The sequence below is a fragment of the Aquabacter albus genome, from assembly GCF_040049275.1.
GTDB lineage: Bacteria > Pseudomonadota > Alphaproteobacteria > Rhizobiales > Xanthobacteraceae > Aquabacter.
Window position 1 is genome coordinate 358,825 of sequence record NZ_JBDZDT010000001.1, and the last position, 18,786, is coordinate 377,610.

Below are 18,786 nucleotides of genomic sequence, written 5' to 3' on the forward strand. Positions count from 1 at the left end.
CACTGCCCGCAACGGTTGCTTGGACGTATCGCCCCTCAGACTGCATCTTGCCGAAAATTTCCGCGGCTTTCTTCCCGCTTTGCGCAAGGTGTCCTGCCGCTGCGCGCAATCCACCTGCCTATGGGGCAGTGTGGCCCGCTGCGCGCAGCGGGCCGGGATGGATCGGGCTCTAGCGGGGGTCGGACGGGTGGCTGGATGCCTCGGCGAGGGATTGCCGGTAGTCCGTGGGGCTCATGCCATAGGCATTGCGGAACCCGCGATAGAAGACGGTGGAACTGTCGATGCCGCAGGCGAGCGCGATGTCCAGCACCGAACGCCGCCGGTCCCGCGCCAGCAATGCCCGCGCCCGCTCCAGCCGGCGGCCCAGCACGTAGCGGGTGAAGCTGATGCCCGTGGGCGCGAACAACAGGTGCAGCTGTCGCGTGGAGATGCCGAGCGCGACGGCGACGGTTGCCGGGGTCAGGTCCGCCCGCCCGAGATTGTTCTCGATTATCTGGCGGGCCTGCTCCAGGCGCGCGGCGCGCAGGGCATCGCGGGTCGGCTCTTCGAGAGGCTTTGCGACCCCGCGCGCCACCAAGGCGAGTTGCGCCAGGGCCTGGATCGCCGTCTCCGCGGCGGCTCCCTTCAGATGGGGCGCCTGGGCGACGAAGGCGCGGAAATAGGCGGTGAACAGCGCGTCTATGCCGGGCTCGGGCACGACGAGGCTGGCCATGAGGTCGCTGGGACTGGCCACGAAGTCCCGGCACTGGGCGAAGGGAATCTTCACCAGCCGGAGGTGGAAGCCCCCTTCCGTGGTGGGCGCGGTGCGGTAGGGCAGATCGGAATGGCTCAGCGCCAGTTGCCCCTTGCCCACGACGAACTCGCTGCCGGGGGTCCCGAACCAGCAGGCGCCGTCGAGTTGCTCATAGATGCAGAGGCTGTCGCTGGAGGCGCGGGCGATGTCGATCTCGCTGCGCGTCACCTCATAGGAAGAGGCATGCATCTCGCCGATGGTGGCCGTGCCCACCTGCTGGGCGGAGAATATGCCCCGGAAAGCGGCCCGCTTGCTGCGTTCCAGCTCCGCCGTGACTCCATAAATGTTCTTGGCCCGCACCTCGCGCCAATGCGCGAAACGATCGCTCACCGCGATGTCGTCGGTGGACCAGTAAGCCATGAGTTTCCCCGGAGCAGGCTCGCGTGCAGCGGCAACGTACTACGGCATGCAGTGAAAACAAGCCATGGCCACGGTTGGCGGCACCCGAGCGCGCCTGCGGGGGGCCACCGGCTCGACTGCAAGAGCTTTAGCGCCCCATTTGTTGCCTTTGGATATGTTTAAAAGCACACTGCCGGCATGACGAAGAAGGATAACCATGACGCCTATATAGCTGCCGCACCGGAGCAGTTTCGCGCCATGTTGGGTCACCTGCGTGCACAGCTATCGCGGGCTCTGCCAGACGCAGAAGAAGTCATGAAGTACGATATGCCCGGATTTCAGATCAAAGAAACGATCATTGCGGGCTATGCTGTCTTCAGCAAACAATGCGGCCTATATGTTGACCCAGGCGCAATTGCTGAGCATGCTGACGAGATCATGTCTTTGAAGCTTAAGGCAACGAAGACCGGAGTTACGTTCTCGGTGAGCAAGCCCATCACCGATGAGCTGGTAGAGAAATTGGCAATCAGTTCGCGCAGCAAAAAGGGATTTTAGCGACTGTCTTCGGCAACCCCGAACTCGCTTTACAAACCGGTGCAAACGCGGAGCGGGTCATTCGAACGTGAAGCGTTCGGCCAAGGCGGATATGAGCTAATCACGTTCCGGATGCGGTTTGGGCTCATCACCGTCATTCGATGCTATCGGAATGAACGGGTCCCGACCCTAGACCGTGCGGGTCTCAGGGCTTTCGTCTGAGACGCCGTTTGGCGTCTCCTGCCAGACGGCAGATCCCCACGCTTCACTTCACACAACCTTTCTCCCCTCGCGCCCCAACCGCCGCCGGGCTTCGGCGGCGGTTGGGGGTTTCAGCGGGATCAGGCGAGGTCGAAGCGGTCGAGGTTCGTCACCTTGGTCCAGGCCGCCACGAAGTCCTTCACGAACTTCTCCTTCGCGTCCGAGGAGGCATAGACCTCGGCCAGAGCGCGCAGGATGGAGTTCGAGCCGAACACGAGGTCGACGCGGCTGCCGGTCCACTTCAGCTCGCCGGTCTTGCGGTCATGTCCTTCGTAGACATCCGTGGTGTCGGGTGCCGCCTTCCACTGCGTGCTCATGTCCAGCAGGTTGACGAAGAAGTCGTTCGTCAGCACGCCGGGCTTGTCGGTGAGGATGGCGGCCCCACCAACATTGATGTTGATGGCGCGCAGGCCGCCGACCAGCACGGTCATCTCCGGCGCGGTGAGCGTCAGAAGCTGTGCCTTGTCGATCAGCGCCACTTCGCCGGGCACCGCAAATCCGGTCTTGTGGAAGTTGCGGAAGCCGTCAGCCGCCGGCTCCAGCCAGGCGAAGGCTTCGACGTCCGTCTCCGCCTGCGAGGCGTCGGTGCGGCCCGGCGAGAACGGAACGGCCACCTCGTGGCCGGCCGCCTTCGCCGCCTCCTCGACGCCGGCATTGCCGGCCAGAATGATCACGTCGGCGAGCGAGACCTTCTTGCCGCCGGTGGCGTTGAGGTTGAACTCGCCCTGGACGCGCTGGAGCGCCTTGAGCACCTTGTCCAGCTGCTCGGGCTGGTTCACTTCCCAGTCCTTCTGCGGGGCGAGGCGGATGCGCGCGCCATTGGCGCCGCCGCGCTTGTCGCCGCCGCGGAAGGTGGAGGCCGAGGCCCAGGCGGTGCCCACCAGCTCGGAGACCGTGAGGCCCGTTGCGAGGATCTTGGCCTTCAGCTCGGCCGCGTCCGCCGCATCGATCAGGGGATGATCGACCGCCGGCACCGGGTCCTGCCAGATCAGCACTTCCCGGGGCACTTCCGGGCCCAGATAGCGCGAGCGCGGGCCGAGATCGCGGTGGGTCAGCTTGAACCACGCCCGGGCGAACGCCTCGGCGAAGGCCTGCGGGTTCTCCAGGAAGCGGCGGGAGATCTTCTCGTAGGCCGGGTCGAAGCGCAGCGACAGGTCCGTCGTGAGCATGGTCGGCTTGTGCTTTTTCGAGGGGTCGTGCGCGTCCGGGATGACGTCCGGCGCGTCCTTCGCCTCCCACTGGATGGCGCCGGCCGGGCTCTGGGTCTTCACCCATTCATACTTGAACAGGTTCTCGAAGAAGAAGTTGCTCCACTGGGCCGGGGTCTGGGTCCAGGTGACTTCCAGGCCGGAGCCGATGGCGTCCGAGCCGTAGCCGGTGCCGAAATTGCTGGCCCAGCCGAGGCCCTGGTTTTCCAGCTCGGCGGCTTCCGGGTCCGGCCCCTTGTGGGACTCAGGGCCCGCGCCATGGGTCTTGCCGAAGGTGTGGCCGCCGCCGATGAGCGCGACGGTTTCCTCGTCGTTCATCGCCATGCGGGCGAAGGTCTCGCGGATGAAGGCGGCGGCGGAGATGGGATCGCCGTCGCGGTTCGGGCCTTCCGGATTGACGTAGATCAGGCCCATCTCGGTGGCGCTCAGCGGCGCGTTGAACTTGTCGAGGGAGCGGTGGGTGAGCCAGGCGGTCTCGGAGCCCCAGAACACGTCCTGGTCCGGCTCCCAGGTGTCTTCGCGGCCGGCGGCGAAGCCGAAGGTGCGGAAGCCCATGGTCTCCAGCGCCACATTGCCGGTGAGGATGATCAGGTCGGCCCAGGAGATCTTCTGGCCGTACTTCTTCTTGATCGGCCACAGCAGGCGGCGCGACTTGTCGATGTTGACATTGTCCGGCCAGCTGTTGAGCGGGGCGAAGCGCTGCTGGCCACGACCGCCGCCGCCGCGGCCGTCGGCGAGGCGATAGGTGCCGGCGCTGTGCCAGGACATGCGGATGAATTGCGGGCCGTAATTGCCGAAGTCGGCCGGCCACCAATCCTGCGAATCGGTCATCAGCTTGCGCAGGTCGCTCTTCAGCGCCTCATAGTCGAGCTTCTTGAACTCCTCGCGGTAATCGAACGTCTGATCCAGCGGATCGGACTTGGACGAATGCTGGTTCAGAAGGTCGACACGCAGCTGGCTCGGCCACCAGTCGCGGTTCTGGGTACCGCCGGCACCATGGGCGACCGGGCATTTGCCCGTGCTCTCATCAGTCGTCGCGTTCATGCTTCCCTCCGATCCAGGCTGTGGCGATCGTGACAATCGACCCATCCCCAGCGCCACCTGCAGCAGCTCTTATCAAATCTCCTTCATTAGATTAATTCCGATTTACTGATTGCCGTGATAAGTTTCTCTTATGAAAAACGTGACTTTCAAGCAGCTCCGCTATTTCGAGGCGCTGGCGCGGCATGGCCACTTCAGGCGCGCGGCGGAAGCGTGCGGCATCTCCCAGCCGGCCTTGTCGATGCAGATCAAGGAATTGGAGCAGGAGGTCGGCACCGGGCTCTTCGAGCGAAGCGCGCACCAGATCCGGCTAACCAGTTTCGGTGAAGAGTTCGCCCCGCGCGTCCGCGACATCCTGCGCTCGGTCGATGAACTGGGAGATCTGGCGCGCGCCTCGCGGAACAGGCTGATGGGGCGGCTGCGCATCGGCGTGATCCCGACGGTCGCGCCCTATCTGTTGCCGACCCTGCTTGGCAATCTCACCCGCCAGCACGACGGTCTCGACATCCATGTTCGCGAGACGCAGACGCCGAGGCTGCTTCAGGAGCTGGAAGAGGGCCGGCTCGACACGGCCATCGTCGCCCTTCCCGTCTCCGAGCCTGCCTTGATCGAAATTCCCCTGTTTACGGAGAACTTCCTCCTGGTCCGGCCCGGCGCGGACGAGGGAAAGCCGGTGCCCGGCCCCGAAGCGCTGCGCGAAATGCGGCTGCTTCTCCTGGAAGAGGGGCACTGCTTTCGCGACCAGGCCCTGTCATTCTGCAACGTGGACATGCGCGCTGCTCCACAGCGCGATTTTCTGGAGGCGAGCTCCATGTCCACCTTGGTTCAGATGGTGGATGCCGGCATCGGCGTCACGCTGATACCGGAAATGGCCGTGGCGGTGGAGACGCGCTCGGCAGCGGTCTCGGTGGTGCGTTTCAGGAAACCCCAACCGTCACGAACCATTGGCATGGTCTGGCGCAAGACAAGCCCCCTGGCCAAGCAGCTCCTGCAGATATCCGACGTGGTCCGCCGCTCGACCGGCGCACTGCGCGAGCAGCAAGCCGCCCTCCCCTTGAATGAGGACCCTCCGACCTGACGGAGATTTTCGGGCGGTACGGTGAACTACGAGGCGAACTTGAAGAAGGTGGTGGGATTGTCCACCAGCACCCTTTTTCGGTCCTCCGCGTCCGGAACGATATCGGCCAGGAGGTCGACCAGATCCCCGTCGTCGGGCATCGGCGCGTGCAGGTTCACATGGGGCCAGTCGGTGCCCCACAGCATGCGCTCGGGCGCATGGCGGAAGAGGCTGTCGGCGATGGGGACGACGTCGCGAAAAGGCGCGCCCTCCGCCGAGAGCCGGTCGCCGCCGCTCAGTTTCGTCCAGACCCGGCCGCTGTCGATCAATGCGCGCAGCGTCTTCAGCGCAGGCCCGTCCACGCCGGCCGCAATCCGCGGCCGCGCCATGTGATCGATTACGACCGGCGCGTCGATGGAGCGGATGAGGCTCTCATATGTAACGATGTCCTCGCCCGCCACATGGATGGCCACATGCCAGCCGAACGGCCTGACCTTGGCGACCACGGTGCGCAGCGCCTCGGGGTCCGGCGCCCCGCCGAGATGCGAGAGGAAATTGAAGCGGACGCCGCAGACGCCCGCCGCATCGAGCGCCGCAATGTCCTCTTCGCGAGCGGCCGGCTTCAGCAGAGCGACGCCGCGATACCGACCCGCGCCCCGCGCCAGCGCCTCCAGGAACGGGCGCGTGTCGAGGCCCTGTCCCTGGCTCTGGACGATCACCGCCCGGTCGATGCCGAGGTGATCGTGCAGGCGGCGCAGCGCCGTCTCGGGCGCCTCGTTCGGCGTGAAGCTGCGGTCGGGCGGAAGCGGAAAGCGGTCGAACGGGCCGAAGATGTGGCAATGCGCGTCGCAGGCGCCGGGCGGCAGCGCGATCCTGGGCTTGCGGGGATTTGGATTGGGCGGCGGGCCGTCGGGCCGCACTGTCTCTGTGGTCATGGTGTCAGGTCCCCACTCAATCGCAGCGGGCGGTCATGCCGCCATCCACCACGATCTCTGTTCCAGTGATGAAGCGCGCCTCGTCGGAGGCCAGGAAAAGGGCGGCATAGGCCGTATCGCGCCCGTCGCCCATGAAGCCGAGCGGAATGCGAGCCACCCGCGTCTTCAGCAAGGCCTCCACATCGCCGCCCGCACGTTGCCCGGCAAGCCGCGCTTCGACCATGGGCGTATGCATCTGCCCGGGAACCACCGTGTTCACGCGGATGCCCCGGCTGGCATATTCGACGGCTGTGACGCGGGAGAACTGGATGATCGCCGCCTTGGTGGAGGCGTAGCCCACCTGGGCTGCCCCGGTCCAGCGCAGGCCAGAGGTGGAGGCCGTGTTGACGATGGCGCCGCCGCCCGCGGCCTCCATGACCGGGATCACGTGCTTGCAGGCCAGGAAGGCGCTGGAGAGATTATAGTCGAGCTGGCGGCGCCAGTTCTCCTCGCTCAGCGCCACCGCGCCGCCGGGGGACGACCCGCCGACATTGTTGACGAGGATGTCGATGGTGCCGAAGGCCGCGCGGCAGGCCTCCACCGCCGCTGCCAGTTGCGCGCTGTCGGTGGCGTCGCAGACATGAGTTCGGATGATCCCGCCCTCGGCCTCCACCATCGCCACGGTCTCGGTCATGGCGTCGGCCTCAAGGTCCATGGCGAAGACCCTCGCGCCCTCTCGCGCGAAGATCACGGCCGCGGCGCGCCCATTGCCCCAGCCGGGGCCGACGCAGCCGGCCCCAATGATCATCGCGACCTTTCCGGCCAGACGCCCGGTCATGACTTCGCCCTCATGGCTGGAGTTCCGGCGTCTCGCCCTCGGGCAGGCCGATGTCGAAGGCGTTCAGCGTCATGGAGACCAGGGTGTAGTAGCCGAGGATACCCACAAGCTCGACCACGCCGGCCTCGCCCAGCTCCCGAACGGCGGCCGCATGCACGTCCTCGGGGATGTGCCGCTTTTCGTGCATCGTCAGCGCATAGTCGTAGACCGCCTGCTGTGCCGCCGAGGAGAAGACAGGCGTGCGCCGCTGGGCGATGGCATCGACGATCGCCGGGTCGAGGCCAGCCTTCAGAGCTTCGCGCTTGTGGGCGAACCACTCATATTGCGATGTCCAGCAGCGCGCCGTGACGAGGATGGCCAACTCCGAGAGCTGCGGCCCCATGGCTGTGCCGTAGCGCAGGAATTCCCCGAGATGCTGCGCTCGCCCACCGAATTCCGGACTGTGGATCCAGGCGCGCAGAGGCGCGGGGATCCGCCCGCGCTTGCCCGCGATGGCGGCGTCCGCGACCTTGAGCTGCGCCTCGCTCATCTCGTCCCGGTTGAAATCCTTGATCCGCATGAAGCCTCCCTCAGGCGCACATGTAAGGGGCGTAGAGGTTGAGCAGCTTCGCCCCGCCGTTCGTGCCGGCGCCGACCACCACGGCCGCCTGCTCCAGCGACACGGGATGGGCGAAGGTCGCCAGCGACCAGATGCCCCCGCCGGGCACATCCCGAAACAGGCGCAGATACACCGGGCTTGCCGATCCCTCCGCTGCACGCACGAGCGTGGAGACGGGGTCAGTGCCCGCATGGGGAAAATGCGCCACGCAGAGCCGCGCCACCTCGCCCGACGGCGGCATGACCGCATCGCCGGGATGCATCTGCTCGGCGATGACCCTCCGGCGGCCGATGGTGCGCGGCAGCACCCTTTTGCTCCAGGGGGTCGAGCGCTCGCCGGAGACGGCGGCGTAGTCCGGCGTCTCGAGCGCCGCCACGGAGCTGAGATCGTAGAGGGCGAGCCAGCGCGGCCAGCCGGCAAGGCAGACCCACCGCGACGCGCTCTCGAAGCCCGGCAAGACACGGCGCTGCGGGAAATGCTCGGTGTCGTACCAGTCGTTGAATTCGTCCTCCAGCGTCGCGGGAGGCTCCATGCTCACGAGGAGGAGACCCTTAGGCATGGGAGGTCTCCGACGCCGGTCGCTGCAGGGCCTGCGGCAGCACGAAGTCCAAGATGTGATCGGCCATGTCCCGCGGCGCCTGAACCGGCATCAGGTGCCCGCTCTCGATCACCTCGAACCGTGCGCCGGGAATATCCGCTGCGGTCGCTGCCACCTCGGCCGGCGGCCGCAACAGATCGTGCCAGCCTGCAATGACGAGGCACGGCACGGAGAGCTTCGGCAGCGCCTCGGCGACCCGCGTGGCGGCAAGCGCCATGTTGGCCTGGGCATAGCTTTCTGGATCGTTGGACAGGAAGCGCGCCCGATAGGCCTCGAACGCCGCGTGGTCACCGCGCAAGGCATCGGGATAGGACCGGGCAAGACTGGCATCCACGACCGCCGCCATGCCCTCGCGCCGCGCGAGGTCCGAGCGTGCCTGCAGATAGGCCTTCCGCTCCGGGGGAACGGACAAGGCCGGCGCGCACAGGACGAGCGATGAAGGCGCCCTGCTCTGGATCGAATAGGCGACGGCGATGGCCGCTCCCGCCGCCACGCCCACGATGCTTCGGATGGCGCTGAAGCCCACGACGTCGACGAGATGCGCCAGCTCTGCGGCGTGGTCCTCGATGGTCATCGCCGCGCGCGCCGGACCCGAGCCGCCCGCACCGCGCTGATCGTAGCGCAGGATGCGGAAGAACGGCGTCAGGAGCGGCATCAGCCCGTCGAAGCTCTCCAGGCTGCCGCCCAGCTCGTGCACTAGGACAAGCTCGGGCCCGTCTCCGCTGACCTCGTAGCGCAGGCCGGCGTCACGCGCGGTTCGTGCGGTCATGGGGAGAGGTCATTCCGGCTTGATGTTCGCGGCCTTGACGACCTTCGCCCACTTGTCCACCTCGCTGCTGATATAGGCGGCGAACTCCTCGGGGCTGTTGCCGCCGGGGACCGCGCCCTGGAGCGCGAGCTTCTCCTTGACGTCCGGCATGCGCAGCGCCTCCACCAGCGCGGCGTGGAGCTTGTCGACGATGGGCTGCGGCGTCGCCTTGGGAGCGATGACCCCGTACCAGTTGTCGGCCACCACCAAAGGCAGCCCCAGCTCGGCGGTGGTCGGCAGGTCCGGCAGGCTCGGCGAGCGCGCCGCGCTGCCGATGGCGAGCGCCCGCATCCGGCCCGCCTGCACATGGGGCAGCAGCACGGCGATGTCCATGAACATCAGGTTCACCTGCCCGCCGAGCAGGTCGGTCACAGCCGGGGCGGCGCCGCGATACGGCACGTGCACGATGTCGATCTGGCCATACTGCTTGAGCAGCTCTCCCGCGAGATGGGGCATGCTGCCCATGCCCGAGGACCCGAAGCTGAGCTTGCCCGGCTGCGCCTTCGCCAGGGCGATGAGCTCGGGCAGGGTTTTCGCGGGAACATTGTTGTTGACCACCAGCAGCTCGGGCACGCTCGCGGCGAGCGTCAGCGCCCGCAGGTCCGTGCGCGGATCGTAGCCGATGGCCTCCTGCATGCTGACGCTGATGGCGAGAGCACCGGCGGAGGAGAGCCCGATCGTGTAGCCGTCCGGCTCGGCCACCGCGACGGCCTTGGTGCCGGTCGCCCCACCCGCGCCCGCCCGGTTGTCGATGACCACGGGCTGCTTGAGGATGATCGACATCTTCTCGGCGAGCGTCCGCGCGATCGCGTCCGCCGGTCCGCCGGCCGAGAACGGCACGATCATCTTGATGGGCCTGTTCGGATAGCCCTGCGCGCCTGCGGTCTGGGCGCTTGCGCCGTGGGCGAACAAGGCCACGGCCGCGATCAGGCATCCGCGGAATAGTGCTTTCATCATGTCCCTCCCCAAAAGGCGGTCACGCTCTTGAAGGCGCGTCCAACGAGTCAGGGGCCATCCTCGCAGCAGGGCGCCTGCGGAACCAAAGCTTTATGGGCTTAGCTGGCGATGCCGTGACGGCATGGCCGCGATCTCCTATGCTTCTTCCAACGGAGGTGCACCACGTGGATTCCCGCAAGCTCGGCTACTTCGCCACCGTCGCCCGCGCCGGCAGCTTCAGCCGCGCGGCCGAAGAGCTGCGCATCGCCCAGCCGGCGCTCAGCCGGCGCGTGCGCGAGATCGAGGAAGAGTTGGGCCAGGCCTTGCTGGTGCGGCACGGGCGCGGCGTCCGCCTCACGCCGGTGGGTGCCGCCGTGCTCCGGCGCGTGGAGGAAATCGAATCCCTGCTGGCGCAGATCAAGGCCGAGGCCAAGCGCGGGGACCTCGCCCTGCGGGGCACGGTGACGCTCGGCCTGCCGCCCGCCGCCGGCCTCCTGATCGGGCCGCCTCTGGCCGCATTCTTTGCCGAGACCCATGCCGACGTGGTGCTGAAACTGCGCGAGGGCATCAGCTCGCTCATCCACGAATGGCTGAGCGAGAAGCGGATCGATGTGGGGCTCGTCTACAACGTGGTGCCCATGGACGGGCTGCACGTCATTCCGCTGCTGCGGGAGCCGATGGTTCTCGTGGGGCCGCCCGGCGACGTGCTGCGCATGTCCGACACGGAAGAGCTCCGCTTGCGCCACATCGCAAAGCTGCCGCTGATCATGCCCAGCCTGCCGCACAACAACCGCCGGATGATCGAGCGGGCGGCCGCGCGCCACGAGGTGAGGCTGAACATCCGCACCGAGGTGGACAGCGTCGCGCTCACCAAGGCGATGGTGCGCGCCGGCCACGGCTACACCATCCTCACCTATTCATCGGTCCATGAGGAAGTCGCGCGGGGCGATCTTACCATGCACACCATCGACCACCCTCCCATCATCGCCACGCTGTCGGCGGTGATGCTGAAGGAAACGGCGACAACGCCGCTCGCCCGCGAGCTGACCGACGCGCTGCGGGCAACCCTGCTCGGCCTCATCCAGCGCGGCATCTGGCGGGATTCCGCAACCTCTGTGCCAGACCCGTCCGTTGCCGAGGACCCTTAGCCACCCCGGCAGGCACCCGCGGCCTCACCGCGTGGGTGATGAGGCCGTCACCACCCGCAAGGGCCGTGCATTGGAAAGCGTCCTGTAGATATCAAGATAATCCTGGGCCATCCGCCGCGCCGTGAAGCGCTCTTCAAAGCGCTGGCGGATCTTTATGCGGGAGAGCGGAGGGAGATGGCGGACCGCGCTTGCGGCGCTCGTCTCGTCCTCCACGATGAAGCCCGTCACGCCATCCTCGATGACTTCCGGCACGGAGCCGCGGTTGAAGGCGATGACGGGCGTACCGCAGGCCATGGCCTCGATCATCACGAGGCCGAACGGCTCCGGCCAGTCGATGGGCACGAGCAGCGCAAGGGCTCCGCTCAGGAAGGCGGGCTTTTCACGTTCGCAGATCTCGCCGATGAACTCCACGCCAGGGGTATCCAGCATGGGGCGGATCAGCTCGTCGAAATAATCCTGATCGGCCTTGTCGACCTTGGCAGCGATCTTCAAAGGCAGGCCGCAGCGCTGGGCAATCCGAATGGCGCGATCAGCGCGTTTTTCCGGCGAGATCCGCCCGAGGAAGGCGAGATAGGACGGGGCGATCGGCTGCGGGGTGAGAAGGTCCGCGGGAAGGCCGTGATGCACCGTTGCGGCCCAGCCGGCCTGCGGCAGGGGCCGGCGCTGGGCATCCGAGATGGAAACCACGGGTGCCGAGGGAAAGGCGGAGAAGATCGGCTGCAGTTCCGGCAGATCGAGGCGTCCGTGAAGCGTCGTGATGAAGGGTGTCGGCTGGCGCGACAGCAGAGAAAACGGATAATAATCGAGATGGCAATGCAGGAGGTCGAACTCGCCGGAGCGGCGGAATACCTCTTCGAGCATCATCATGTGCAAGGCATTGGGATCACGGACCGTGCCATCGAGACGCAACGCGCGCGGCCACATGGGCTCGAGCTTTGCCGCCGTCATGGAATCGCCACTTGCAAACAGTGTAACGTCATGCCCGAGCGCCACGAGTTCTTCCGTGAGCCATGAGATGACCCTTTCTGTACCTCCATACAAGCTCGGGGGGATGGCCTCAGTCAGGGGAGCGATTTGAGCGATTCTCATGAAACGAAACGTCCTCACGGCAGTTAAGCTGACGGTGTCCTGTTTCGGAGCAGTCCCGAAAGGACGCTGAGCCACCCACACGACGCATCCGACGGGGAAGGCCAGCCGTGTTTCGCAACGCAACATTCGCCGGGATGTTCCCACGCACCCGCCCAGAAAAAACCAATTCGCCGCGATCAACGTCCGAACCGAAGCGGCCTGACGACCTATCCTGGTATGCCGAGCGCCCGTTTGCCTTCCTGCTGCGCTACGTCGGGCGGAGCTGGCTTTCCCATGGCCTGATATTGTTCGCGGTGCTCGGCGCCGTCGCCTGCTCCGTCAGCACGCAATATGGCGTGAAGGTTCTGGTCGACACGCTGTCGGCGGGACGCGATGCCGCAGCAGGGCCGTGGTTCGCCTTCGCCTTCCTCGTGGGGCTGATCGCGGCCGACAACCTGCTCTGGCGCGTGGCGAGCTGGATCGGCAGCCACGCCTTCGTGCGGGTGACGGGCGAATTGCGCTCGGACCTGTTCCGCCACCTCACCGGCCATGCCCCGTCCTACTTTACGGAGCGCAAGCCGGGGGTGCTGACCAGCCGGATAACGGCCACGTCCAACGCCGCGTTCCAAATCGAGAACATGACCGTCTGGAATGTGCTGCCGCCGTGCTTTGCCACGGTCGGCGCCATCATCTATCTGGCGCTGGTCAGTCCCCTCATGGCGGGTGTCCTGCTCCTCATCGCGGCGGCCATGATGGCGGTGATGACGCGCATGGCGGCCTCGGGCCGGCCGCTCCACCACTCGTTTGCCGACAAGGCCGCTGCCGTGGATGGCGAGATGGCTGATGTGGTGGGCAACATGGCCCTCGTGCGCAGTTTCGGCGGCATTGCCCGCGAGCACTCGCGTTTCGATACCACCGTCGGCGAGGAAATGAAGGCACGGCGGCGCAGCCTGCTCTACCTTGAAAAGCTTCGCCTGACCCACGCGCTGCTGGTGGTGGTGACGACCCTGGGCCTGCTGGCCTGGGCGATCCTGCTTTGGGAGAGCGGCAAGGCGAGCCCGGGCGATGTGGTGCTGGTCTGCACCCTCGGGCTTTCGGTGCTCAGCGCCACGCGCGACCTGGCGGTTGCCCTCGTGGACGTAACGCAGCACATGGCGCGTCTTTCCGAAGCGATCGGCACGCTGCTGTCGCCCCACGAACTGCACGAGCACCCGGAGGCTTCCACCCTCGTCCCCTGCGGCAGCCGCATCACGTTCGAGAACGTCTCGTTCCGCTATCCCAACGGCCGGAAGGTCTTCGAGGGGCTCGATCTGACCATCGAAGCCGGCCAGCGCGTAGGGCTAGTGGGCCGCTCCGGCGGGGGTAAATCCACGCTGGTCGCGCTGATGCAGCGCTTTTACGCCGTCAATTCCGGCCACATCTTCATCGATGGGCACGATATTTCACGTGCCACGGAGGAAAGCCTGCGGAGCGCCATTTCCGTTGTGCCGCAGGATACCGCGCTGCTGAACCGCTCGCTCCTTGAGAACATCCGGTACGGGCGTCCGCACGCCACCGACGAGGAGGTGTGGCAGGCGGCCATCGATGCCCGTTGCCGGCCCTTCATCCAGAACCTGCCCAACGGATTGGACACGATTGTCGGCGACCGGGGCATCAAGCTGTCGGGCGGGCAGCGCCAGCGCATCGCCATCGCCCGCGCCTTCCTGAAGGACGCGCCCATTCTGATCCTGGACGAGGCCACGTCCGCGCTGGACGGCGAGTCGGAAGAGGCGATCCGCGAGGCACTGGAGCGGCTGATGATCGGGCGCACCGTCATCACCATCGCCCACCGCCTGTCGACGCTTCGCGGCTTCGACCGCATTCTCGTGATGCAGGATGGCGGCGTGGTGGAAGACGGCGCGCCGGGCGACCTGCGGCACGACGGCATCTACCGCAACCTCGTGGGGCTCGAACTCGCCCGCTTGAAGCAGATGGCCTGACCCGCGCCTCCCCTTCTCCGGTTTTCGCCGCACGGCCGGCGCGAGCCTTGATGCAGCGAGCGCGTGCCGGAGACGGCATGCCGGCACGACGGGATTTGTATCATGCAGACGATCAGCGCGGAGAACGTGGCCCACGCCCCCGTACCCGCGGGGCCCGGCGCCTCCCAGCTTGCCCAATTCTTCATTCCCGCCACGGCCTCGCTCCAGGAGCGGCGTCCACGCACGCTGAAGCACGGAGATACATTCGGCGTCTTCGATCACAATGGTGACGCCATTTCCGGGCCCGGCAGCCCGGAAGGCCTCTATCACCGCGACACCCGTCATCTCTCCCACCTCTATCTGACGATTGCGGGCGAGCGCCCCATCCTTCTGAGCTCCACGCTCCGGGACGACAACGCCACCCTGACCTGCGATCTGACCAACCCCGATGTGTTCGACGCCCACGGCCGGGTGAGCCTCGCCCACGATCTTGTCCACCTGCGACGCTCGCGCTTCCTGTGGAACGCCCATTGCTTCGAGCGCCTGACCGTCCGCAATTACGACGAAGCGTCCCACCGCATCCGCATCGGGCTCAGCTTTTCCGCGGACTTTGCGGACATGTTCGAGGTGCGCGGCACCCGGCGAGACCGAAGGGGTCTGCTTCACGCCCCGCGTGTTGGGACCAGCTCGGTGGAACTCAGCTATACCGGGCTCGACGACCGATTGCGGCATACCGTTCTGAGGTTCGATCCCGCGCCGGAGAGCCTGACGGGGAAGGACGCGGTGTTCGAGTTCGAGCTGCCGCCGCAGCAAAGCCGTTCGCTGTTCTTCGAGATCGGCTTCGAGCCGTCTGCGGACGATCAGCCGGTGCCGCGCAACTACCTCACAGCCCTCAGGGACGCGCGGCGGGCGCTGCGCGCCGCACGATCCGCGGCGGGCTCCGTCACCACCTCGAACGCCATCTTCAATGAGGCGGTCGAGCGCAGCATGTCCGACATCTACATGCTGATCACCGATACGCCGGAAGGGCCATATCCCTATGCCGGCATTCCGTGGTTCAGCACGGTGTTCGGCCGGGACGCCCTGATCACCGCCATGGAGATGCTCTGGCTGGACCCGGGCATCGCGCGCGGCGTCCTGTTTCATCTGGCTGCCAACCAGGCGACCCGCAGCGACGCGAAATCGGATGCGGAACCGGGCAAGATCCTCCACGAAGTGCGCTATGGCGAAATGGCCGAGCTCGGCGAGGTTCCCTTCCGGCGCTATTACGGCAGCGTGGATTCCACCCCTCTCTTCGTGATGCTCGCGGGGGCCTATTTCCGGCACACCAACGACCAAGCCGCCGCCGCAGCGCTGTGGCCGCACATCGAGGCGGCGCTCGCATGGATCACCGATCATGGGGACCGCGACGGCGACGGTTTCGTGGAGTACGGCCGCCGGACGTCGGAGGGCCTGATCAACCAGGCGTGGAAGGACAGCCACGATTCCGTCTTCCACGCCGATGGAACCCTCGCCCGTGGCCCGATCGCCATCGTCGAGGTTCAGGCCTATGTCTTCGGCGCGTGGCTCGCCGCCGCCGAGCTTGCGCGTGCGCTCGGGCATGACGCACAGGCGGCCGCCATGGAGGCAAGGGCCGAGGCGCTCCGGCAGCGCTTCGACACCGCCTTCTTCGACCCGGATCTCGGCACCTATGCGCTGGCCCTCGACGGGGATAAGCGGCCGTGCCGGGTGCGCTCCTCCAATGCCGGCCACGCGCTGTTCACGGGCATCGCCTATCCCGAGCGGGCAGCCTTCGTGGTCCGCGCACTCATGAGCAGCGATTCCTTCTGCGGTTGGGGCGTCCGCACCGTGGCCTCGGACGCGGCACGCTATAATCCCATGGCGTATCATAACGGCTCGGTTTGGCCCCACGACAACGCGCTCATCGCCGCCGGGTTTTCCCGCTACGGCTTCCGCGGGGAGGCCGCGCGGATCTTCGAAGGGCTGTTTGCGGCGGCCACCTATATCGACCTGAGGCGCCTGCCCGAACTGTTCTGCGGCTTCCGGCGGCAGCGCGCGCAAGGGCCGACCTTCTATCCGGTAGCCTGCGCGCCGCAGGCCTGGGCCGCCGCCGCGCCCTTGTCGCTGATCCAGTCGTGCCTGGGGTTCAGCTTCGATGGCGGCGCGAACCGGATCAATTTCAATCAGCCTGTCCTCCCGGCCTTCCTCGATGAACTCGTGCTGCGCAATCTCGGCGGGGCAAAAGGGAAGGCGGACGTGTTGTTGAGGCGGTCGGGCCAGCAGGTGATCGTCGAGGTGCTGCAGCGCCGCGGGACCATCGATCTCACCACCCATCTTTGAAGGCGAAGGCGGGCGATCAGCTATGCCCGCGAGCGCGTCTCGGGCATGACGAGGAGAACGGTGAGAAAGCCCACGCCGGCAATGGCGGCGAGCATTTCGAATGCAGCGTAGCTGCCGAAATTATCGGCGGCGAACCCGGCAAGCGTCGTGCTGATGGCGGCGCCGATGCCCATGGCGCAGCCGATCGTGCCCTGGGCCAGGTTGAAGTGCCCGCTGGCTTGGGCGACATCGACGATGATCAGCGGCACGAGAACCCCGAGGACCGCCGCCGATATGCCGTCGAGGATCTGGATCATCACCAGGATCTCGGGATCGGTCACCATCGCAAAGAGCACGCCGCGCACGAACAGCGCGCCGAAGCCGAGGAGCAGCAGCGGGCGGCGTCCCCAACGCTGGGCGAACCGGCCGACAAAGGGCGACAGCACGGTCACGGTGAACTGCGGCACGACCATCGCGGCCGCGACCATCACGGTTGCCGCCTCGCTCGAGCGCATGGTCAGCATGCTCGCGGCAAGCGGAAGCATGGCGGCATTGGCCAGATGGAACAGCATCACGCACAAGGCGAAGATGACGAGCGGCCGGTTGCGGGCGAGCGTGAAAACGCCGGCGATGAGATTGCCGTCGCCTTCCCGCGGGGCGGCGGCAATGGCGGAGGCCGAAATCTCCTCCGGCCGGATGCTGGAGAGCGCGAAGAGCGCCGGCAGCACAAGTGCGGCGGCGAGAAAAAACACCGCGTGGCTTGAAAGATAATAGCCCGCCGCGCCCATGACAGCTGCGGCGATCCCGGTGCCGGCGGAGGCAAAGGCTGCGTTGCGCCCGAGACGCTCGCTGATGTGCCCCGCCCGGGCGAGGCGCACGCTGAGCGAGACGAGCGCGAGGCCAAGCACGCAACTGGCGGCTGCGTGGAACACGCGGGAGGCGAGCACCACCGGAAACAGCGGCCACGCCGCGAACGCGAAGGCTGAGACGGCGATCACCACAAGCGAGACGGCCGCCGCTGCCCGTACCGACCGGACGCGATCGAGGAGCGCGCCGAGCGGGATTTGCCCGACAAGGCTCACGAGGCCACCGATGGTGAGCACGAGGCCGATATCGACCTGCGTCCATTTCTGCGTGGTCAGGAAGACGGCGACGAAGGGGCCGAAGCCCGTCTGGATATCGGCGACGAAGAAGACCAGCCAGTCCAGCCCGCGCCGGCTGCGTGCGGAGATGGGCTGTGGCTCCGGCCCTTCGACAGGGGCTTGCATGGGCGGATCGGCCGGGCGCTGCTCGGGCTCCCGTGCCTCGTCGACCTGATCGTGCCGATCGCGTTGCTCGGCTTTCCGGTCTGCCATGCCGGGTCTGCTCTCTCCGTCGTTCCTCAGGGTCAGGGTTTCTCCGCCGGCGCACCTTGCGCGGAGGGCGGGGGCGATGCGGCCGGAACCGCCGGCGCCTGGGCAGACGGCCCGGCCGGTAATGGTGCAGCGGGTTGCGGGGCCACGGCAGCGGCAGGGGCGGCATCCGCGCGGCCGACGATGACCACCGACTCGCCCGGCTTGTACACCGGCGCCGTCCTGAGCTGGTCGCGCGAGAGCTCGGCGACGATTGTCTCCATGCTGGCGCCCTTGGAGAAATGCAGCACGCGCCAGTCGACGGCGATCTTGCGCGTGCCCACGCCGAGAAAGCCGCCGAAGTCGATGATGGCCGCGCGGATCACGCCGCCACGATCGATCACGATATCGACGATGCGGCCCATATCATCACCGTTCACGCTCTGCACGGGCTTGCCGAGCAGGGTTCCGGCGAGGCTGCTTTCGATGATCACCGCTGGCGTCTCGGTGCCCGCGGGCCGGCCGGCAGGCGGGGCCTGAGTGCTTTGGGGCGGCGCAGGTTGCGGCGGTGAGGGCTGGGCAGGCGCCCCCTGCGGAGGAGGCTCCTGGACGGGGGCATTCTGGGCCGGCGCGTCCTGTGCCGGAGGGCTTTGGGCTGGAGCGCCGGGCGTCGGCTGCGGGGATTGGAGCGGCTGCAACTGCGCCTGCTGGACGTACTGCCGCGTCTCCGCGCGGAGGCCGCCCGGCGTGACGGCAACCAGTATGGCGAACCCGCCGGCCAGCCTCCGGGCGGTGGATGAGATACGGGACGGCATCGACCGCCATAATCCCTGCCGCTCGGCGTCATCGACCCGCATGCCTGGACTCCGGATGTCTGAGGGAGGGAGTTGCTCGTCGGTTTCCATGCAGCACACGACTTTCTCGCAGTGGGCACGACGAGGTGCAGGAGCACCAAAGGACCGCAAATCGATTTAGCACCGAAATGGGGCATCACCCTGGCGGCGGTAAAAGTCCGCTGCCAGGAAGACGGGCGCCTC

The 18,786-nt window shown here is 66.8% G+C and carries 16 protein-coding genes; 5 read left to right on the forward strand and 11 right to left on the reverse strand.

Going from position 1 to position 18,786, the window contains the following annotated elements; all coding sequences use genetic code 11:
- Window positions 1-169: 169 nt before the first annotated feature.
- On the reverse strand, window positions 170-1,153 hold the full coding sequence (locus tag ABLE91_RS01400; RefSeq protein WP_348927730.1) for a helix-turn-helix transcriptional regulator: 984 nt from the start codon (window positions 1,151-1,153) through the stop codon (window positions 170-172).
- Between the two features lie 177 nt (window positions 1,154-1,330).
- Here ABLE91_RS01400 and ABLE91_RS01405 point away from each other — a divergent pair, with 177 nt between their 5' ends.
- Window positions 1,331-1,687 (forward strand): iron chaperone, encoded by a 357-nt coding sequence (locus ABLE91_RS01405; protein ID WP_348927732.1) that lies wholly within the window; start codon window positions 1,331-1,333, stop codon window positions 1,685-1,687.
- Between the two features lie 320 nt (window positions 1,688-2,007).
- On the opposite strand, the gene katG is transcribed toward ABLE91_RS01405, so the two are convergent.
- On the reverse strand, window positions 2,008-4,179 hold the full coding sequence (gene katG, locus ABLE91_RS01410; protein ID WP_348927734.1) for a catalase/peroxidase HPI: 2,172 nt from the start codon (window positions 4,177-4,179) through the stop codon (window positions 2,008-2,010).
- Window positions 4,180-4,309: 130 nt separating this feature from the next.
- On the opposite strand from katG, the gene ABLE91_RS01415 reads away from it, so the two are divergent.
- On the forward strand, window positions 4,310-5,254 hold the full coding sequence (locus ABLE91_RS01415; RefSeq protein ID WP_348927736.1) for a hydrogen peroxide-inducible genes activator: 945 nt from the start codon (window positions 4,310-4,312) through the stop codon (window positions 5,252-5,254).
- Window positions 5,255-5,280: 26 nt separating this feature from the next.
- Here the strand turns inward: ABLE91_RS01415 and ABLE91_RS01420 are convergent, their stop codons facing one another.
- Genes ABLE91_RS01420 through ABLE91_RS01445 form a run of 6 tightly spaced genes read right to left on the reverse strand, consistent with a single transcriptional unit; the run spans window position 5,281 to window position 9,943 of the window.
- A complete protein-coding gene (locus ABLE91_RS01420; protein ID WP_348927738.1) occupies window positions 5,281-6,168 on the reverse strand; it encodes an amidohydrolase family protein in 888 nt (295 codons plus the stop codon).
- Window positions 6,169-6,184: 16 nt separating this feature from the next.
- On the reverse strand, window positions 6,185-6,985 hold the full coding sequence (locus ABLE91_RS01425; RefSeq protein WP_348927740.1) for an SDR family NAD(P)-dependent oxidoreductase: 801 nt from the start codon (window positions 6,983-6,985) through the stop codon (window positions 6,185-6,187).
- 10 nt (window positions 6,986-6,995) lie between these two features.
- Window positions 6,996-7,544 (reverse strand): carboxymuconolactone decarboxylase family protein, encoded by a 549-nt coding sequence (locus ABLE91_RS01430; RefSeq protein WP_348927741.1) that lies wholly within the window; start codon window positions 7,542-7,544, stop codon window positions 6,996-6,998.
- 10 nt (window positions 7,545-7,554) lie between these two features.
- A complete protein-coding gene (locus tag ABLE91_RS01435; protein ID WP_348927743.1) occupies window positions 7,555-8,142 on the reverse strand; it encodes a hypothetical protein in 588 nt (195 codons plus the stop codon).
- Window positions 8,135-8,950 carry an alpha/beta fold hydrolase gene (locus ABLE91_RS01440; RefSeq protein WP_348927745.1) on the reverse strand — a complete coding sequence of 272 codons (816 nt, stop codon included), beginning with the start codon at window positions 8,948-8,950 and terminating at the stop codon, window positions 8,135-8,137. The genes ABLE91_RS01435 and ABLE91_RS01440 overlap by 8 nt, the downstream gene beginning before the upstream one ends.
- Window positions 8,951-8,959: 9 nt before the next feature.
- Complete coding sequence (locus tag ABLE91_RS01445) at window positions 8,960-9,943, reverse strand: Bug family tripartite tricarboxylate transporter substrate binding protein (RefSeq protein WP_348927747.1); 984 nt, start codon at window positions 9,941-9,943, stop codon at window positions 8,960-8,962.
- Between the two features lie 167 nt (window positions 9,944-10,110).
- On the opposite strand from ABLE91_RS01445, the gene ABLE91_RS01450 reads away from it, so the two are divergent.
- Window positions 10,111-11,073: a LysR family transcriptional regulator gene (locus ABLE91_RS01450; RefSeq protein ID WP_348927749.1), complete on the forward strand. Its 963-nt coding sequence runs from the start codon at window positions 10,111-10,113 to the stop codon at window positions 11,071-11,073.
- A gap of 24 nt (window positions 11,074-11,097) precedes the next feature.
- Here ABLE91_RS01450 and ABLE91_RS01455 read toward each other — a convergent pair whose 3' ends face one another.
- Complete coding sequence (locus ABLE91_RS01455; protein WP_348928303.1) at window positions 11,098-12,162, reverse strand: glycosyltransferase family 4 protein; 1,065 nt, start codon at window positions 12,160-12,162, stop codon at window positions 11,098-11,100.
- Between the two features lie 134 nt (window positions 12,163-12,296).
- Here ABLE91_RS01455 and ABLE91_RS01460 point away from each other — a divergent pair, with 134 nt between their 5' ends.
- On the forward strand, window positions 12,297-14,120 hold the full coding sequence (locus ABLE91_RS01460) for an ABC transporter ATP-binding protein (RefSeq protein ID WP_348927751.1): 1,824 nt from the start codon (window positions 12,297-12,299) through the stop codon (window positions 14,118-14,120).
- A 102-nt stretch (window positions 14,121-14,222) separates the two neighbouring features.
- A complete protein-coding gene (locus ABLE91_RS01465; RefSeq protein WP_348927753.1) occupies window positions 14,223-16,439 on the forward strand; it encodes an amylo-alpha-1,6-glucosidase in 2,217 nt (738 codons plus the stop codon).
- Window positions 16,440-16,459: 20 nt separating this feature from the next.
- Here the strand turns inward: ABLE91_RS01465 and ABLE91_RS01470 are convergent, their stop codons facing one another.
- Both ABLE91_RS01470 and ABLE91_RS01475 read right to left on the reverse strand, forming a co-directional pair.
- On the reverse strand, window positions 16,460-17,773 hold the full coding sequence (locus tag ABLE91_RS01470) for an MFS transporter (protein WP_348927755.1): 1,314 nt from the start codon (window positions 17,771-17,773) through the stop codon (window positions 16,460-16,462).
- A 32-nt stretch (window positions 17,774-17,805) separates the two neighbouring features.
- Window positions 17,806-18,606 (reverse strand): PRC-barrel domain-containing protein, encoded by an 801-nt coding sequence (locus tag ABLE91_RS01475; protein WP_348927756.1) that lies wholly within the window; start codon window positions 18,604-18,606, stop codon window positions 17,806-17,808.
- Window positions 18,607-18,786: the final 180 nt, after the last annotated feature.

Coding starts and splice junctions, on each gene's coding strand:
- ABLE91_RS01405 (WP_348927732.1), top strand. CDS start 1,331: ATGACGAAGAAGGATAACCATGACGCCTATATAGCTGCCGCACCGGAG.
- ABLE91_RS01460 (WP_348927751.1), top strand. CDS start 12,297: ATGTTCCCACGCACCCGCCCAGAAAAAACCAATTCGCCGCGATCAACG.
- ABLE91_RS01435 (WP_348927743.1), bottom strand. CDS start 8,142: ATGCCTAAGGGTCTCCTCCTCGTGAGCATGGAGCCTCCCGCGACGCTG.
- ABLE91_RS01445 (WP_348927747.1), bottom strand. CDS start 9,943: ATGAAAGCACTATTCCGCGGATGCCTGATCGCGGCCGTGGCCTTGTTC.
- ABLE91_RS01455 (WP_348928303.1), bottom strand. CDS start 12,162: ATGAGAATCGCTCAAATCGCTCCCCTGACTGAGGCCATCCCCCCGAGC.
- ABLE91_RS01415 (WP_348927736.1), top strand. CDS start 4,310: ATGAAAAACGTGACTTTCAAGCAGCTCCGCTATTTCGAGGCGCTGGCG.
- katG (WP_348927734.1), bottom strand. CDS start 4,179: ATGAACGCGACGACTGATGAGAGCACGGGCAAATGCCCGGTCGCCCAT.
- ABLE91_RS01440 (WP_348927745.1), bottom strand. CDS start 8,950: ATGACCGCACGAACCGCGCGTGACGCCGGCCTGCGCTACGAGGTCAGC.
- ABLE91_RS01475 (WP_348927756.1), bottom strand. CDS start 18,606: ATGCGGGTCGATGACGCCGAGCGGCAGGGATTATGGCGGTCGATGCCG.
- ABLE91_RS01425 (WP_348927740.1), bottom strand. CDS start 6,985: ATGACCGGGCGTCTGGCCGGAAAGGTCGCGATGATCATTGGGGCCGGC.
- ABLE91_RS01430 (WP_348927741.1), bottom strand. CDS start 7,544: ATGCGGATCAAGGATTTCAACCGGGACGAGATGAGCGAGGCGCAGCTC.
- ABLE91_RS01465 (WP_348927753.1), top strand. CDS start 14,223: ATGCAGACGATCAGCGCGGAGAACGTGGCCCACGCCCCCGTACCCGCG.
- ABLE91_RS01470 (WP_348927755.1), bottom strand. CDS start 17,773: ATGGCAGACCGGAAAGCCGAGCAACGCGATCGGCACGATCAGGTCGAC.
- ABLE91_RS01400 (WP_348927730.1), bottom strand. CDS start 1,153: ATGGCTTACTGGTCCACCGACGACATCGCGGTGAGCGATCGTTTCGCG.
- ABLE91_RS01420 (WP_348927738.1), bottom strand. CDS start 6,168: ATGACCACAGAGACAGTGCGGCCCGACGGCCCGCCGCCCAATCCAAAT.